The 15,843-nt window shown below is 68.7% G+C and carries 18 protein-coding genes; 12 read left to right on the forward strand and 6 right to left on the reverse strand.

Annotated elements, in window-relative coordinates; translation table 11 throughout:
- Positions 1–33 precede the first annotated feature (33 nt).
- A complete protein-coding gene (locus DIE04_RS04520; RefSeq protein ID WP_124486100.1) occupies positions 34–519 on the reverse strand; it encodes an SRPBCC family protein in 486 nt (161 codons plus the stop codon).
- Complete coding sequence (locus tag DIE04_RS04525) at positions 482–859, reverse strand: helix-turn-helix transcriptional regulator (RefSeq protein WP_124486101.1); 378 nt, start codon at positions 857–859, stop codon at positions 482–484. Before DIE04_RS04525 ends, DIE04_RS04520 begins: the two co-directional genes overlap by 38 nt.
- A gap of 196 nt (positions 860–1,055) precedes the next feature.
- On the opposite strand from DIE04_RS04525, the gene DIE04_RS04530 reads away from it, so the two are divergent.
- Positions 1,056–1,586: a GNAT family N-acetyltransferase gene (locus tag DIE04_RS04530; protein WP_044848514.1), complete on the forward strand. Its 531-nt coding sequence runs from the start codon at positions 1,056–1,058 to the stop codon at positions 1,584–1,586.
- A gap of 178 nt (positions 1,587–1,764) precedes the next feature.
- Positions 1,765–2,343 (forward strand): hypothetical protein, encoded by a 579-nt coding sequence (locus tag DIE04_RS04535; RefSeq protein WP_124486102.1) that lies wholly within the window; start codon positions 1,765–1,767, stop codon positions 2,341–2,343.
- A 31-nt stretch (positions 2,344–2,374) separates the two neighbouring features.
- Here the strand turns inward: DIE04_RS04535 and DIE04_RS04540 are convergent, their stop codons facing one another.
- Positions 2,375–2,959 (reverse strand): TetR/AcrR family transcriptional regulator, encoded by a 585-nt coding sequence (locus tag DIE04_RS04540; RefSeq protein ID WP_124486103.1) that lies wholly within the window; start codon positions 2,957–2,959, stop codon positions 2,375–2,377.
- 337 nt (positions 2,960–3,296) lie between these two features.
- On the opposite strand from DIE04_RS04540, the gene DIE04_RS04545 reads away from it, so the two are divergent.
- Positions 3,297–4,001: an SDR family oxidoreductase gene (locus tag DIE04_RS04545; RefSeq protein WP_044848517.1), complete on the forward strand. Its 705-nt coding sequence runs from the start codon at positions 3,297–3,299 to the stop codon at positions 3,999–4,001.
- Positions 4,002–4,058: 57 nt separating this feature from the next.
- Here DIE04_RS04545 and fabV read toward each other — a convergent pair whose 3' ends face one another.
- Complete coding sequence (fabV, locus tag DIE04_RS04550) at positions 4,059–5,261, reverse strand: enoyl-ACP reductase FabV (protein WP_124486104.1); 1,203 nt, start codon at positions 5,259–5,261, stop codon at positions 4,059–4,061.
- 206 nt (positions 5,262–5,467) lie between these two features.
- Here fabV and DIE04_RS04555 point away from each other — a divergent pair, with 206 nt between their 5' ends.
- The 4 genes from DIE04_RS04555 to DIE04_RS04570 all read left to right on the forward strand — a co-directional run bounded on the left by DIE04_RS04555 (position 5,468) and on the right by DIE04_RS04570 (position 8,628).
- Positions 5,468–6,001, forward strand: coding sequence for a GbsR/MarR family transcriptional regulator (locus tag DIE04_RS04555; RefSeq protein WP_006760784.1), 534 nt, complete (start codon positions 5,468–5,470; stop codon positions 5,999–6,001).
- A 141-nt stretch (positions 6,002–6,142) separates the two neighbouring features.
- Entirely contained in the window at positions 6,143–7,396 is a 1,254-nt protein-coding gene (locus tag DIE04_RS04560; RefSeq protein ID WP_124486105.1) for an SDR family oxidoreductase, read from the forward strand.
- Positions 7,393–7,863, forward strand: coding sequence for a DUF2269 domain-containing protein (locus tag DIE04_RS04565; RefSeq protein ID WP_124486106.1), 471 nt, complete (start codon positions 7,393–7,395; stop codon positions 7,861–7,863). Before DIE04_RS04560 ends, DIE04_RS04565 begins: the two co-directional genes overlap by 4 nt.
- 141 nt (positions 7,864–8,004) lie before the next feature.
- On the forward strand, positions 8,005–8,628 hold the full coding sequence (locus DIE04_RS04570; RefSeq protein WP_044848521.1) for a glutathione S-transferase family protein: 624 nt from the start codon (positions 8,005–8,007) through the stop codon (positions 8,626–8,628).
- Between the two features lie 66 nt (positions 8,629–8,694).
- On the opposite strand, the gene DIE04_RS04575 is transcribed toward DIE04_RS04570, so the two are convergent.
- Positions 8,695–10,098 (reverse strand): serine hydrolase, encoded by a 1,404-nt coding sequence (locus DIE04_RS04575; protein WP_124486107.1) that lies wholly within the window; start codon positions 10,096–10,098, stop codon positions 8,695–8,697.
- 203 nt (positions 10,099–10,301) lie between these two features.
- Positions 10,302–11,489: a hypothetical protein gene (locus tag DIE04_RS04580; RefSeq protein WP_185500309.1), complete on the reverse strand. Its 1,188-nt coding sequence runs from the start codon at positions 11,487–11,489 to the stop codon at positions 10,302–10,304.
- 289 nt (positions 11,490–11,778) lie between these two features.
- Between DIE04_RS04580 and DIE04_RS04585 the strand changes: the two genes are divergently transcribed.
- The 5 genes from DIE04_RS04585 (at position 11,779) to DIE04_RS04600 (ending at position 15,803) form a co-directional block, all read left to right on the forward strand.
- Positions 11,779–12,198, forward strand: a complete 420-nt coding sequence (locus DIE04_RS04585; protein WP_044848523.1) for an HIT family protein — start codon at positions 11,779–11,781, stop codon at positions 12,196–12,198.
- A gap of 256 nt (positions 12,199–12,454) precedes the next feature.
- Positions 12,455–12,622, forward strand: coding sequence for a hypothetical protein (locus tag DIE04_RS29670; RefSeq protein WP_185500310.1), 168 nt, complete (start codon positions 12,455–12,457; stop codon positions 12,620–12,622).
- 166 nt (positions 12,623–12,788) lie between these two features.
- Positions 12,789–13,448, forward strand: coding sequence for an isoprenylcysteine carboxylmethyltransferase family protein (locus tag DIE04_RS04590; RefSeq protein WP_124486108.1), 660 nt, complete (start codon positions 12,789–12,791; stop codon positions 13,446–13,448).
- 377 nt (positions 13,449–13,825) lie between these two features.
- On the forward strand, positions 13,826–14,266 hold the full coding sequence (locus DIE04_RS04595; RefSeq protein WP_124486109.1) for a hypothetical protein: 441 nt from the start codon (positions 13,826–13,828) through the stop codon (positions 14,264–14,266).
- Positions 14,267–14,966: 700 nt separating this feature from the next.
- Positions 14,967–15,803 carry a bifunctional allantoicase/(S)-ureidoglycine aminohydrolase gene (locus DIE04_RS04600; protein WP_124486110.1) on the forward strand — a complete coding sequence of 279 codons (837 nt, stop codon included), beginning with the start codon at positions 14,967–14,969 and terminating at the stop codon, positions 15,801–15,803.
- Positions 15,804–15,843 lie beyond the last annotated feature (40 nt).

A 15,843-nucleotide genomic window follows, 5' to 3' on the forward strand; every position in this document is an offset into this window, starting at 1 on the left:
CGGCGGCATGCAATGGCCCGCGCATGTGCGTATTCAGCGCAATGCGGACGCAAATTCGTCGAGCTGCGTGATGCAGGTGTTCCAGCCCTCGAAGAAGCCCAGGGCCTCGTGGCGCTCGCGCGTCGCGGCGTCGGGATGCATCACGCGTGCCTCGTAGCGGCAACCGGCGGCGTCATCCGCCATCGTGATGATCGCCGTGAAGCCCAGCCACGGCACCTGCGGCCGCCAGCCGCCCGCGAGCATCGACGTGAACGCGATGCGCGCTTCCGGCACGATGTCGAGGAAGCACCCGGGGTTGTCGCTCGTGCCGCCGTCGGGGCCGCGCATGAACGTGTGGAAGGCGCCGCCCGGGCGCAGGTCGAACGCACGGACTTCGGTGGTCCACGGTTTCGGGCACCACCATTCCTTCAGCAGTTCGGGATCGGTCCACGCGCGCCAGAGCGCCTGGCGCGGCGCATGCAGCGTGCGTGTGATGACGAGGTCATGAGCTTCGGCGGGGTCGACGTGGCGGGTTGACATGCGCGTGCTCCTCCTGGTGGCGGCGTTCGACGAATTCCACCAGGCGATCGGCGCGCGCTTCCCACAGTGCGCGCTGCGCGGCGAGCCACTGCTCGGCTTCGGCCAGCCTGCCGCCGACCAGCTCGCAGGTGCGCGTGCGGCCGGTTTTCCGGGTCGTGACGAGGCCGCTGCGCTCGAGCACCGCGACATGCTTCATCAGCGACGGCAGCGCCATGTCGAACGGCGCGGCCAGTTCCGAAACGGTCCGCACGCCGTTGCCGAGCGCGCTGACGATCGCGCAGCGCGTCGGATCGGCGAGCGCCTGGAATACGTCGGTGATGCCGGGTTGAAAGTTAGCCATGCGGCTAAGTATAGGCAATGCAACGGGAATTTTCGTCGCTTAGGATGATGGGGTGGTAACACGCGCCGACCGGGCCGGGCGTCGTGTTGCCGGGCATCCGCCGATGTTGCGCGGGGTGCGACCGCACGGCGGCATTCCATTCGATCCGGGCGCACGCCGGCCGAGCGCGTGCCCCGCCTGATATACCGGAGAGGGTATGACAGAACCTGTGACCGTCCGCCGCGTCGACGCGAGCGAAGCCCGCGCCTGCATCGACGCGCTGGCCGACGTGCTGATCGATTGCGTCGAAGGCGGCGCGTCCGTCAGCTTCATGTTGCCGATCGAACGCTCGACGGCCGTCGCGTTCTGGACGCGAGTTGCCGACGGCGTCGCGCGCGGCGAGCGCATCCTGCTGATCGCCGAGGACGCGGCCGGCCGGATCGTCGGCACCGTGCAACTCGTGACCGCGCAGCCGGAGAACCAGCCGCATCGAGCGGACCTCGCGAAGATGCTCGTGTCGCGTCATGCGCGCCGGCAGGGCGTCGCCGCGCGGCTGATGGCGGCCGCCGACGACGCCGCGCGCGCCGCCGGCAAGACCGTGCTCGTGCTCGACACCGTGACGGGTGGCGATGCCGAGCGCCTGTACGAGCGGGCCGGCTGGCAGCGCGTCGGCGTCGTGCCGAACTATGCGCTGATGCCCGACGGCGCGTTGTGCGCGACGACTTATTTTCACAAGCAGCTCGCGTAACGGGGCCGGATGCGGTCGCGATCCGGGTCGCGACCGGCGCGCATGCGCGGCGGCGCAGCGGCGCGGCAGTACCGCCGCCGGAAGCCGGGCGAACCGGAAAAACCGGCCGGCGCCGCCGCGGCTCCGATATATTCGTGCTGGAACACCTCACCGCCACGCCAACGGAATTGCCGCCTCGATGAAACGCTCCCGTATCGCCTTCGCCCTCACGGGCCTGCTCGTCGCGGTGCCGATCGCCGCCTACGCGCTCGTCAAGCCGCTGCGCGTCGTCGCGCCCGCGCTGCTGCCCGGCGTGTCATGCCCGAGCGCGGACATCTGCACCGACGATGCCGCGAAGCTCGGCATCGCGCAGCAGCTCTATCGCGACGGCTACGCGCGCGCGGCCGCGGCCGTCGGCCCGTTTCGCGACGCGCCGCGCGTCGTGTTCTGCTCGACGCGCGCGTGCGCCGACCAGTTCGGTCTCGGCGAACGGGCGGCACTGACGCTCGGGGATTTCGGCGTGGTCGTCGCGCCGCGCGGCTGGCAGACCTACTTTCTTGCCCACGAGCTGATCCACCACCGGCAGGCCGAAGTGCTCGGCAACCTCGCGGTCGCCACCAAGCCGCGCTGGCTGATCGAGGGGATGGCGTATGCGTTGAGCGACGATCCGCGTCATCCGCTGACGGAGCCGTTCGAGTCGTGGCGCACGCAATTCGCGGCGTGGCATGCGGCGCTCGGCCAGCGGCCGTTGTGGGATGCCGCCAGGGCCGTGCAATAGCGATCGCGCGCGACCGGCGCCCGTCGTGCCGCTACGCCGGCACGGCCGGATCGTCGGGCTGCGCGCCGAGCGTGCGCCGACCCGCGTCGAGGATCTCGTCGGCCAGCGCCGGATCGGTGCCGGCGATCGCGCGCGACAGCACGAGCGCCCCGACCATCTGGCTGAAGACGGCGATCGCGTCGCGGCGCGTGTCCGCCGCGGCCGGGCCTTCGGCGGCCACCATCCGTTCCAGCCGGTCGAGATACGCGGCGACGCCGTGCGCGTAGCACGCGCGCGCCGCGTCGGTCAGCCGGGGCGCATCGCCCGCGAAACCCGACAGCGGGCAACCGGCTTCGACGTTGTCGCGATGCGCGGCCGACAGGTACGCCGTCGCCTGCTTCGCGACGCTGCCGGCGTTCGGTGAATCCGCGCGGTCCTGGATCGCTTTCTCCATCACCGCGGCGACCAGCGCATCCTTCGATTTGAAGTGGTTGTAGAAGCCGCCCTGCGTGAAGCCGGCTTCCTTCATCAGCTCCGTCAACCCCACCGCGTCGACACCGCGCACCCGGAACAGCCGCTCGGCGGCCGCGACGATCGCGTTGCGGTTTTCGGCGGCCTGTTGTCTCGAGACGCCCATCGATCCCTCCCTCATTCCGGCAATTGCGTCGATTGAAAAACACAATGGTGATCGCCATTGACGTGTCGAAATCGCGCTGACACAATGCACCGCAAAGACAATGGTGATCGACATTGACATCGAGTGTAGCCGACTTCGCGAATGAAGCGAAGCGACCGACGCGGCACGGATGGATATCGGTCCCGGTGCGGCGTGGCGTGGGCGGCGGACTGCCCGGCTTCCGGCACGGCACCGGCGGAGCAACGGTTCGGTCCGCGATGGCGGCGTGGTTTATCACCGGATCCCGGGCGCGCGGCGAACCGACGCGAGCGGGATCCTTTCTCCGAAAGGAACGAGCATGAAGATCGAAGGTGCAGTGGTGTTCGTCACGGGCGCGAACCGCGGGCTCGGCCGCGAGTTCGCGAAGCAGGCGCTCGAACGCGGGGCGCGCAAGGTCTATGCGGGCGCGCGCGATCCGGCCAGCGTGACGCTGCCGGGCGTGGTGCCCGTGAGGCTCGACGTGACCGATCCGGCGACGGTTGCCGCGGCCGCCGATATCGCGCGCGACGTCACGCTGCTGATCAACAACGCGGGCATCGCACGACTCGGCAGCCTGACCGACGACGGCGCGCTCGACGCGTTGCGCGATCACTTCGAAACCAACGTGTTCGGGATGCTGGCGATGTCGCGCGCCTTCGCGGGAACGCTGGCCGGCCACGGCGGCGGCGCGATCCTGAACGTGCTGTCGGTCGCGAGCTGGGTGAACCGGCCGATCCTGTCGGGCTACGGCGTGTCGAAGTCGGCCGCGTGGGCGCTGACCAACGGGCTGCGGCATTCGCTGCGCGAACAGCATACGCAGGTCGTCGGGCTGCATGCGGGGTTCATCGATACCGACCTGACGGCCGGCCTCGACGTGCCGAAGGCCACGCCGGCCGACGTCGTGCGCCAGGCCTACGAGGCAATCGAAGCAGGGGAGGAGGAAGTGTCGACCGACGAGTTCACGCGGCAAGTGAAGGCCACGCTGTCGTCGGGCGTCTATCTGGAGGAGCCGGCGCCGCGTTGACGCGGCCGGCAGCGCGACCCCGCCGCCCGCTCGGTGAGCGCGGCGGCGGGCGTTTCGTCAGACCGTCGTGTCGATGATGCCCGGGATCTTCACGTCCGGGTTCACGTCCGCGTCGTAGTCGACGCCCGCGATCTCGAAGCCGAACAGGCGCAGGAATTCCGTCTTGTAGCCCGCGAAGTCGGTCATCTCGTACAGGTTCTCGTTCGTGACCTTGTCCCACATCGCGACGACCTTGTCCTGCACTTGCGGGTCGAGCTCCTTGTAGTCCGCGCGCAGGCGGCCTTCCTCGTCGATGTGCGGCGTCGCGCCGTACAGGCTGTCCTTCAGGAGCCCGTACACCTGCTCGATGCAGCCTTCGTGCGTGCCCTTTTCCTTCATCACCCTGAACAGCAGCGACAGGTAGAGCGGCATCATCGGGATCGCCGAGCTCGCCTGCGTGACGACAGCCTTCAGCACCGACACGCGCGCGTCGCCGCCATGCGCGGCCAGCTTGTCGCGGATCGACAGCACCTTCTTGTCGAGATCCTTCTTCGCTTCGCCGATCGAGCCGTTCCAGTAGATGTCGTGCGTGATCTGCTCGCCGAGATACGTGAATGCGGTCGTCTTCGCGCCGTCGGCCAGCACGCCGGCTTCATCGAGCGCGTCGATCCACATCTGCCAGTCCTCGCCGCCCATCACGGCGACGGTGCCGTCGATCTCTTCCTGCGTCGCCGGCTCGAGCGACACTTCGCGGATCACTTCCTTGTCGGTGTCGAGGCCGCGGAACGTGACCGACTTGCCGACCGGCTTCAGCGTCGAGCTGATCGTTTCGCCCGTCTTCGGGTGCGTGCGGCGCGGTGCCGCGAGGCTGTAGACGACCAGGTCGACCTTGCCGAGATCCTGCTTGATGGTGTCGATCGTGATCTGCTTGACCTTGTCGGAGAAGGCGTCGCCGTTGATGCTGCGCGCATAGAGCCCCTTTTCGGCGGCGAATTTCTCGAACGCGGCGCTGTTGTACCAGCCGGCGGTGCCCGGCTTCGTCTCGCTGCCGGCGCGCTCGAAGAACACGCCCAGCGTGTCCGCGCCCGAGCCGAATGCGGCCGAGATCCGGGCGGCGAGGCCGTAGCCCGTCGACGCGCCGATCACGAGCACCTTCTTCGGACCGTTGGCGATCGGGCCGTGCGAAGTCACGTAGTCGATCTGTTCCTTGACGTTGGCTTCGCAGCCGACCGGATGAGTCGTCACGCAGATGAAGCCACGCACGCGCGGTTTGATGATCATGGGAGAACCTCTAGTCAGAAAGGCGCGGACGGCCTGAAATCGGAAAAATCCCGCGCATTGTAATGGAAGCGGGCGCAACGGCGGGAAAGGCGAGCCGTGGCCGCGGTCGCAGTTGCCCGCGGGCGGGACGGTCGAGGCAGCCATTCGCGTCGCCGCCCGTTATTTCTCTCTTGACAGAAATAACTGAAAAAACTAAATTCCCCGACATGGAACTCACACCGATTGCCGAACGATTCATCCTCCACTGGGGCGAAATGGGCTCGCGCTGGGGCGTCAACCGCACCGTCTCGCAGATTCACGCGCTGCTGTACCTGGCCGGCCGGCCGGTTGCGGCCGACGAGATCGCCGAGACGCTCAACGTCGCGCGTTCCAACGTCAGCACGAGCCTGAAGGAACTGCAGGCATGGCGGCTCGCGAAGGTCGTGCACGTGCTGGGCGACCGGCGCGACCACTTCGAGACGTCGACCGACATCTGGGAACTGTTCAAGCTGATCGTCGAAGGGCGGCGGCAGCGCGAGATCGAACCGACGCTCACGGTGCTGCGCGATTGCCTGACGAGCCCGGAGATCGCCGACGAGAGCCGCGAAACCGAACAGCGCATCCGCGACACGCTGCAGTTCGTCGAGACGCTCACGACCTGGTCGGACGAGATGCTGCGGCTCAAGCCCGACACGCTGATGAAGGCGCTCGGCATCGGCGCGAAGATCAGCCAGACGGTCAGGCGCAAGTCGTCGAAGTAAGCGGTACCGGACGTGCGGGCACGCAGCCCGCTTTTTTTGAAATTGAAATTTCTGTCTTTACAGAAATAACTGTAGGTAAAGGACGAAAATGAACAGGGCATCGCGATCGATCCGCCGGCATGCCGCACCGCGGAGTGCGACATGAACATCCTCCTCTGCGGCGCGAACGGCTTCATCGGGCGGGCGCTGGGCGCGCGGCTCGAAGCCGGCGGCCATCGCGTGCTGCGCGGCGTGCGGCATGCGGTCGGTCCGCACGACGTCGCGATCGACTTCACGAAGGACGTCGATCCCGATGCGTGGCTCGCCCGGCTCGACGGCGTCGACGTGGTGATCAATGCGGTCGGGATCCTTGCGGACCGGCGTGACGCGACCTTCGACGCCGTGCATCGCGCGGCGCCCTGCGCGCTCTTCACCGCGTGCTGTCGTGCCCGCGTGCGACGCGTGATCCAGATCTCGGCGCTGGGCGTCGAGCGCGGCGACACGTCGTATTTCGCCAGCAAATACGCAGCCGACACCTTCCTGCGGACGCTGCCGCTCGATTACCGGATCGTGCGCCCGGCGCTCGTCTACGGCGCTTCCGGCACGTCGGCACGGTTCTTCCGGATGCTCGCGAGCCTGCCCGTGCAGGCATTGCCGACGGGCGGCCATCAGCGGCTGCGCCCCGTGCACATCGACGATCTCGCCGAACTCGTCGCGCGGCTCGTCGATGCGCCGGCGGCCGGCAACCCGGTCATCGACGCGGTCGGCGGCGACGAAGTCGAGTATCGCGAGATGCTGAGCGTCTATCGCGCCGCGCTGGGCTTCCCGCCGGCGGCGCGCATCGCGCTGCCGGGCCCGCTGGTCGGGGCGGCGGCCGCGCTGCTCGGCGCGCTGCCGGGCGCGATGCTGACCCGCGACACGTGGACGATGCTGCGCGGCGGCAACACCGGCGACCCCGCGGCGCTCGCGGCCGTGCTCGGCCGGCCGCCGCGCGGGCTGCGGCATTTCATCGGCGCGGACGCGCCCGCGCTGCGCCGCGACGCGCTCGCGATGTGGCGGCGGCCGCTGCTGCTGGGCGCGCTCGCGATCGTCTGGATCTGGACGGCCATCGTCAGCGCGTTCATCCATCCGCGGCACGACAGCCTCGCGATGCTCGCCCGCGCGCACCTGACTGGCTTGCCCGCGCTGATCGCGCTCTACGCGGCCTGCGCGCTTGACTTCGCGTTCGGCGTGGCGACCGTCGTCGCGCCGTCCCGCCGGCTGTGGGCCGCGCAAGGCGCGCTGATCGTCGCGTATTCGGCCGTCATCGCGGTCACGATGCCCGGCCTGCTCGCCGAGCCGTTCGGCCCCGTGCTCAAGAACGTGCCGATTCTGGCGATCCTGTTGATCCTCTTTTCAGAAGAAGAACACGCATGAACACCTATCTCGTGATCAAGACGCTGCATATCCTGTCCTCGGTGCTGATGGTCGGCACGGGTTTCGGCACCGCGTTCTACCTGTTCTTCGCGAACCGCACGCGCTCGGTGCCGGCGATCGCCGCCGTGTCGCGCCTCGTCGTGCGCGCGGACTGGTGGTTCACGACGCCGGCCGTGCTGTTCCAGCCCGCATCCGGGCTGTGGCTCGCGCATACGGCCGGCTGGCCGTGGACGACGCCGTGGCTGGTCGCGTCGATCGTGCTGTATGCGGTCGCGGGCGCGTGCTGGCTGCCGGTCGTATGGCTGCAGATCGAACTGGCCGCGATGGCGAAGCTCGCGCATGCGAACGGCGCTGCCGCGCTGCCGGAACGGTACTGGCGCTATGCGAAGCGCTGGGAGCTGCTCGGCTATCCGGCGTTCTTCGCGATGCTGAGCGTTTATTTCCTGATGGTGCTCAAGCCGATGTGAGCGAGGCAGTGGGGCCTGCAACGGCGATTTCGCCTGACGCGCTGTCGATTCTCGCGGGCTCGTGTATAACTTCGACGGGAGCGCGTCCGGGCCGTGTCGCGCCTCCCGAACGCTTCGCATTCGACCTCACAAGGAGCCTGCATGCTGCACATCCTCGGCAAGATCCCGTCCATCAACGTCCGCAAGGTGCTGTGGCTGTGCACCGAACTGAACCTGCCGTTCGAACAGGAAGACTGGGGCGCGGGCTTTCGCACGACCAACGACCCGGCCTACCTCGCGCTGAATCCGAACGGCCTCGTGCCGGTCATCAAGGACGACGACTTCGTGTTGTGGGAGTCGAACACGATCATCCGCTATCTCGCGAACCGCTATGGCGGCGACGCGCTCTATCCGGCCGAGCCGCAGGCGCGCGCGCGGGTCGATCAGTGGATCGACTGGCAGGGCACGGACCTGAACCGCTCGTGGGTCGGCGCGTTCCTCGGCCTCGTGCGCAAGTCGCCGGATCACCAGGACCCGGCGGCGATCGCGCAGTCGATCGCGGGCTGGACGAAGCACATGCAGATACTGAACGCGCAGCTCGAAGCGACCGGCGCGTTCGTGGCTGGCGACCGCTTCACGCTCGCGGACATTCCGATCGGCCTGTCGGTGAACCGCTGGTTCGGCACGCCGTTCGAGCATCCGGATTTCCCGGCAGTGAAGCGCTACATCGAGCGCCTGGCGACGCGCGAAGGTTTCCAGCAGTACGCGGGCAGCGCGAACCCGTAACGCATCGCATGTCGTGCGCGGCGCGGCGGCGTGATGTGCCGCCGCATCGCCGCCGCGCCGCGGCCGTCACGAGCCCGATGCCGGTACGGCCTCGAGCACGCGCGCGAGAAATGCCTCGTGATTCCATGCGGATTCCGGCCGCGACAGCCCGAGCCGCACGACCACCAGCTCGCGGCTCGGCACCACGCTCACGAACTGGCCTTCATGGCCGACCGCATGAAACGCGTCGACGGGCAGCGGGCTCGCGTGCGCATCGCGATCGTTGAACGGCTCCGGCACCTTCACCCACAGATGCGCGCCGAATTCCTGGCGCGTCGACAGCGGCGTCGCGCGCGTCAGGTAGCGCACCCAGCCTTGCGGCAGCAGCCGCTGCCCGTCCCACACCCCGTCCTGCCGCAGAAGCTCCCCGAAGCGCGCCCAGTCGCGCGCGCTTGCATACATGAACGACGCGCTGCCGAGCGTGCCGGCCGCATCGGGCTCGAACACCGCGCTGCGCATGCCGAGCGGCGCGAACAGCGCGCAGCGCGGAAACGCGAGGTAGTCGCCTTCGGTGCCGCCCATCGCCTCGCGCATCACGCGCGCGACGATCGCGCTCGTGCCGCTCGAGTAGTACCACTGCGTGCCGGGCTGCGCGGCGAGCGGCATGGCCGACGCGAAACGCGCGGTGTCCGGCTGCGTGAACAGCATCACGGCGACGTCGGACAGCGGGTCGTCGTAGTCCTCGTTGAATTGCAGGCCGCTCGTCATCCGCAGCAGCTCGTCGAGCGTGATCGCCGCGCGCGGATCGCCGCTGTCGCGCCATTCGGGCAGCAGCGCCGACGCGTCCGGCGACAGCTTGTGCTGCGCGACGAGCATGCCGGCCAGCGCGGCCGTCACGGTCTTCGTCATCGACCAGCCGGGCAGCGGCGTGTCGGCCGCGAAGCCGGGCGCATAGCGTTCGGCGATCACCTGGCCGCGCCACATCACGACGACCGCGCGGGTGCGCCGCGGCCGCGCCGGATCGGGTTCGTCGAACGCGCGGTCGAGCGCGGCCTGCAGCTTGCGTGCGTCGATGCCGGCGGGCGGTGCGGCCGGCGCCGCTTCGTGCGCGGGCGGCGGATCGGGGACGGGCGGCAGCGCGGCCGGCAGCCCGCCGGGCGACGGTCCGAGCGCGAGCGTGCAGCCGAGCCCGGGCCGGAAGTCCGCCTCGCGTTGCGCGAATCCGGCGAAGGTCGCGACGGCGCGATGATGCTCGGGATCGATCGACGGACGCACCAGCTTCAGCAGCGGATGCACGCCGGCCATGATGTCGACGTCGATCACCGACGCGGCCGGACGGCCCGACACGAACACGCCCGAACACAGCGCCTTCGCGGCATAGCCCGTCGCGATGGGCGCGAGCCGCGACAGCATGTAGCCGGTGTAGCCGGCCGCGGCGACGAGCGCGACGGCGGCACCGCGCAGGATCAGCGATTTGAAGGGGATCGTCATGCGCGAGCGTCCTCGGTGGCGTGCCGGCCGGCAACGATGGCAACGATCCGGCAGTGTCGCAGGTTCGCGCGAGCGGTGGCAATCGTGGGGGCGGGTGACGCCGGGCGGCGTCGGTCAGGCGGCATGGTGCCCGGCGTCTGCGAATCGCATGTGTCGATCGCGCAGGTTCGAACGGGCCGCACGCGGCCCGTTCGCGTGATGCGTCATTGTGCGTTGCCGTTGTCCGAACGCAGTGTCCAGACCGTCGCGGTATTCGTGTTGTCGTCGACGGCCGCGAATTCCGGCTGGCCTTTGCTGCCGCGCCCGAACGCGAGCCCGAATGCCGCGCCCGGCACGGTATCGACCTGCATCTGCGCGACGAAGCGCCCGTCCACCGTGAATTCGACGATCTCGCTCGGTTGCAGCGGGTCGGGGTTGACCGCGTCGCCGTTCGCGGTCACGAGATGGCCGTTCGGCGCGAGCGCCAGCGCGAGCGGGCCGTGCAGGTGCGCCGCATCGAAGTAGATCATCCGTCCGACGCCGCCGTTGCGATGCGTCGTCGCGGCATTCTGGATCGCGAACACCGCGTTGTCGCCGGTCGAGGCGACATACAGGACGTCGATGTCGGGATCGTACGCGAGGCCGGTCGGGCCGACGACGAGCGCAGCGGGATCGGTCCGGTTCACGTAGCCCGATGCGATGATTTGCGAGCCCGGCAGCATCCTGACGCCGTCGCTGCCGATCATCAGCTCGATCCGTGCGACCGTCCCGTTCAGCACGTTCGACACGAACGCGGTCACGCGCTGGCCGCGGTCGATCACGGTCATGTCCCACGGTCCGTCGAGCAGTGTGGTGCTCGACAGTTGCGTGACGAGATTGCCTTGCGGACCGATGACGAGCAGCGAGCCCGGGGGGACCACGGTCTTGCCGTCCGGTGCCGGCACGTTGCCGACCAGCACGAAGCCGCTGCGCAGCACCGCGAGCGCGGTCGTCAGGCCGACATTGCTGCCCTGGAAGAACGTTGCCGGCGTCTTGCCGGGCGACAGCTTGACGACCGTCGTGCCGGTGCCTTGCGTGTTCGATGCCGCGTTGAAGTTGGATACGACGACGTCGCCCGGTTTCAGCGTGCTCCAGCTCGGCACGCCGCGCGGCACGAACGCGATGCCGTACGGATTGACGTCGCCGTTGGCGGGCACGGTCGACGCCGTGACCGACGAGACCGGCAGGATCGAATTGCCGCCGCCGGCCCACGCGAAAGCCGACGACAACGCGATCAGTCCCGCGCCGCAAGCCGCGCGGCATAGCGTGCGCGCCATCGTGCGACAGGCGTGGGCGAGGATCGGCGGGTGATCGGCAAACGCGGCGTCAAACACGGGCGGGGCGGGCGAACGACAGGATGGGAGAGGGTCCATGGCATGACTCCGGTTGATGATCGCGAGCAGTCATCCCGGCTGCCGGCCTGCGCAGCGCGCGGATGTCCGGCGCGGATCCGCAGTCTTGCCGTGCGAGTCCGCACTCGAAATAAACGGATCGCGACGGCCGGATATTCCATCCGGCGACGGGCATTGCACGCGAGTCGGCGCGCATTGTTCGCCGCCATGGCGACACGGCCTGACAAGTTGAAATCCGGACCGCCGTCGGCCGATAATCGTCCGGCATCGTTCCCAGTCAAACCGCAATCGCAAACATCGGAAAACGCCCATGTCCTACGACAACAACAACCCGTTCGCCCGGATCCTGCGCGGCGAACTGCCGTGCGTGAAGGTCGCCGAAGACGACGCAACGCTCGCGATCATGGATCTCATGCCGCAGGCCGACGGTCACGTGCTCGTGATCCCGAAGGAGCCGGCCGCGCAGATCTTCGAGCTGTCCGGCGACGCGGCCGCGGCCGGCATCCGCATGACGCAGCGCGTCGCGGCGGCCGTGCGCGCGGCGCTCGGGCCGGACGGCGTGTTCATCGGCCAGTTCAACGGCGCGGCGGCGGGCCAGACGGTCCCGCACGTGCATTTCCACGTGATTCCGCGCTGGGAAGGCGTCGAGCTGCGGATGCACGCGCGCGACATCGCCGATTCGGCGACGCTCGAATCGGTCGCCGAGCGGATCCGCGCGCGTTTCGTGTAACGCGCAGACGGCGCGTGGTTCGGGCGGCGCCAGCCGGCGCGTGCCGCGACGCCGGGCGCGCCTGTTTCAGCGGTCACACCACGTAACACGTGTAACCGCTCGCGAAACGTGTCCCGGTGGCCCCGGCGCTAGACTCCGCGCATTGCCGCATCGAGCGACGGGAAGGGCCGGTTGTCTCTTCCGTGCCGGCCGTCGCAGGCTGCGACGGCGTGGTTTTCGCGAGATGCAACGTGCCCTCTTCGCCGGGAATCGAGTCATGTACAAAATCCTCATCACCTTTGCGCTGATCGGCGGCCTGTCCGGCTGCTATGTCGCGCCGCCTTACGGCTACTACGCACCCGCGCCGGCCTACTACGGCTATGCGCCCGCCTATTACGCACCGCCCGTCAGCGTCGGCATCGGCGGCAACTTCCGCATTCGCTGACCGGGCGGCGGGCGCGGGCGCCGCCCGCACGTCGAGCGGCCCCGTCGTTCGACGCTTGGCCGCCGCTTCCCGCACGGACGACTCGCGCGCCGCATGACGGCGCGCGTGCGCATGGCCCGCCCGGGTTCCTATACTTCACAGGAAAGCCCACTCCGGCGAGGCAGCCATGGCCGTTACGCGCAAGGTCGCAATCGTGGCGAGCGTCTCCACGCTCGTCTATCTCGGGCTCGCCGTGCTCGGCATCGGCGGGTTCGCCGCCTTCTTCTCGCATCCGCAACTGACCGTCATTGCCGTCGCGACGCTCGCGCTGGCCGTCGCCGCGTTGTTCACCGAAGGCAACCTGAGCGCCGGCGAACGCGAGAACCGCGACAACCGCTGGGTGCTCGCGGCGTTCGCGGCCAGCGGGTTCCTGCTCGCTTACCTGCCCGCGCTGACCGACCGGCTCGACGTATGGACCTTCGGCGGCGACACGGTGCGCTGGATCGGCGTCGTGCTGTACGTCGCGGGCGGCGTGCTGCGCATCTGGCCCGTGTTCGTGCTCGGCAAGCGCTTCAGCGGGCTCGTCGCGATCCAGCCGGGCCACACGCTGGTGACGGACGGTATCTATCGGAGAATTCGCAACCCGAGCTATCTCGGCCTGCTCGTCAATGCGGCCGGCTGGGCGTGCGCGTTCCGCTCGGGCATCGGGCTGCTGCTCGTCGCGTTGACGATGATCCCGCTGGTCGCCCGCATCCGTTCCGAGGAAGCGTTGCTGCGCGCGCAATTCGGTGCCGAATACGACGCGTACTGCGCGCACACGTGGCGGCTGCTGCCGGGCGTGTACTGACCCTCGTTCGTCCTGGATGGCCCGGTCGATCCCGGCCGCCTCGTGGCGCACCCGCGATGTGTTGCCACGTGTGTCCGAACCCGCGCGACGGGCGCTTCCGGCACCGCCTTCGAGTGCGGCCGGCCCACGGCCGGAGCCCGTGCCGGCGGGCTTTGCAGGCGGTTTTCGGCAACCTTTTCCGGTCCTGTTGCGGTAAACAACTTGTTACCAGAATGTCGACGGCAAGGGGACACGACCGGTGCTATTCTTCGCCGCAAGCTCATTGAAATGAATTGGTCCGGGATTCGGCACAATGCCGGCATCGACGTCGATCGATTCAGATCGTCGTAACGAGCAGACCTTTAATAACCAGATTGCGAACAAGGAAGAATACGGGAATGTGGAAGAAAATCGCCCCCACTCTCGTCGTCGCCGTGCTGACCGGCGCGACCGCACTGCCGGCAATGGCCGGTGACATGAACAACGCGCTTGGCGGCGCGCTCGGCGGGGTTGCCGGCGCAGCGGTCGGCGGCGCGGTCGGCGGCAGCACGGGCTCCGTGATCGGCGGCGCGATCGGCGGCGGCGCGGGTGGTGCCGTGACGTCGAACCGTCGCGAACGCACCGGCGCGATCATCGGCGGCGCACTCGGCGGCGGCGCGGGTACCGCGGCCGGCAACGCGATGGGCGGCCGCACGGGCGGCCTGCTGGGCGCAGCCGTCGGCGGCGGCGCCGGCGCGGCGCTCGGCGGCAACCTGTCGCGCAACTCGTACGACCGCGGCGACTATGGCGATCGCGGCCATCGTCACCGCAAGCATCGCCATCACCGCGACTGGGACTGATCCCCGCGGGCGCGGCACGGTGCGCGCTTTGCGCACCGGCGCGCCCGACGCGTCGGCACCCGATCCGACGGCCGGCCCGGCAGCTTCAGCCGGGCGGCCGTCGCCGGCAAGACCGGCGGCTTCTCCCCTTCGGCAGTTCATGCCCAGCCTCGTTCGACGGCTTGGCGCCTTCTCTCCCGCCTGACTTTTCCCGCTTGTAGACGGCATTCTCCCGTTGCATCGACATGCAGCCGGGCAGGTTCGGCCGACCCCGTTTCGATATTGCTGATCGACGCGTTGGCGTCCGGTCATCAGGATTTCCCTCATGCGCCGACGCATCCGCGGCACGCGTTCGCCGGCCGTCGCGCACCGCGGCGGGTAGTGGGAAATCGAATGGATGGCATCGCAACATTTAATTGGTCGATCAGGATCGACTTCGCTATCGTCAACGCTGCCCGCGTACGGACTCGAACCGTGCCGTCCCCCGTGCCCCGCCGCATCACCCCGAGTGTCCGCGGCCCGGCCGCCGGACCCGCAAGCATGGGGCGCCCCGCCCGCTGAACCGGGCGGACCCGTCGCGAAGCCTGGCCGACCGAACGAAGGCGCCCGCGCTTTCAAGCCACCCCGGCAACGATGTCCCGCCGCCGCATGCGTGCCCCACGCGCGTGCCGCGCCTGCCGTTGCGACCCGGGGCCGGACCAACCCATTGCCTGGATGCTTTATGTCTAAGACAACGTATTACGCGCCGCATGGCGGCCACCCGCCGCAGACCGATCTGCTGACCGATCGCGCGATGTTCACCGAGGCGTACGCGGTCATTCCGAAGGGAGTGATGCGCGACATCGTCACGAGCTGGCTGCCGTTCTGGACCAGCACGCGCCTGTGGGTGATCGCGCGTCCGCTGTCGGGTTTCGCCGAAACCTTCTCGCAGTACATCGTCGAAGTGAACCCGGGCGGCGGCAGCGACAAGCCCGAGCAGGACAAGAACGCCGAAGCCGTGCTGTTCGTCGTCGAGGGCGAGGCCGAGCTGACGCTGCAGGGCAAGCAGCACACGCTGAAGCCGGGCGGCTACGCGTTCATTCCGCCGGGCGCCGACTGGACGCTGCACAACGTCAGCGATGCCGCCGTGCGTTTCCACTGGATCCGCAAGCACTACCAGGTCGTCGACGGCATTCCGCTGCCGGAAGCGTTCGTGACCAACGAGCAGGACGTCGAGCCGATCCCGATGCCGGGCACCAACGGCGCGTGGGTGACGACGCGCTTCGTCGACATGAGCGACATGCGTCACGACATGCACGTGAACATCGTGACCTTCGAGCCGGGCGGCGTGATTCCGTTCGCCGAGACGCACGTGATGGAGCACGGCCTGTACGTGCTCGAAGGCAAGGCCGTCTATCGCCTGAACCAGGACTGGGTCGAGGTGGAAGCGGGCGACTTCATGTGGCTGCGCGCGTTCTGTCCGCAGGCTTGCTATTCGGGTGGCCCCGGCCGCTTCCGTTACCTGCTGTATAAAGACGTGAACCGTCACATGAACCTGACGCTGAATCCGGCGCGTTAACGCGCCACCGCGCAAGTCGGATACGAAAGCCCGCCGGTGC

Source organism: Burkholderia sp. Bp8994, assembly GCF_003853805.1.
GTDB lineage: Bacteria > Pseudomonadota > Gammaproteobacteria > Burkholderiales > Burkholderiaceae > Burkholderia.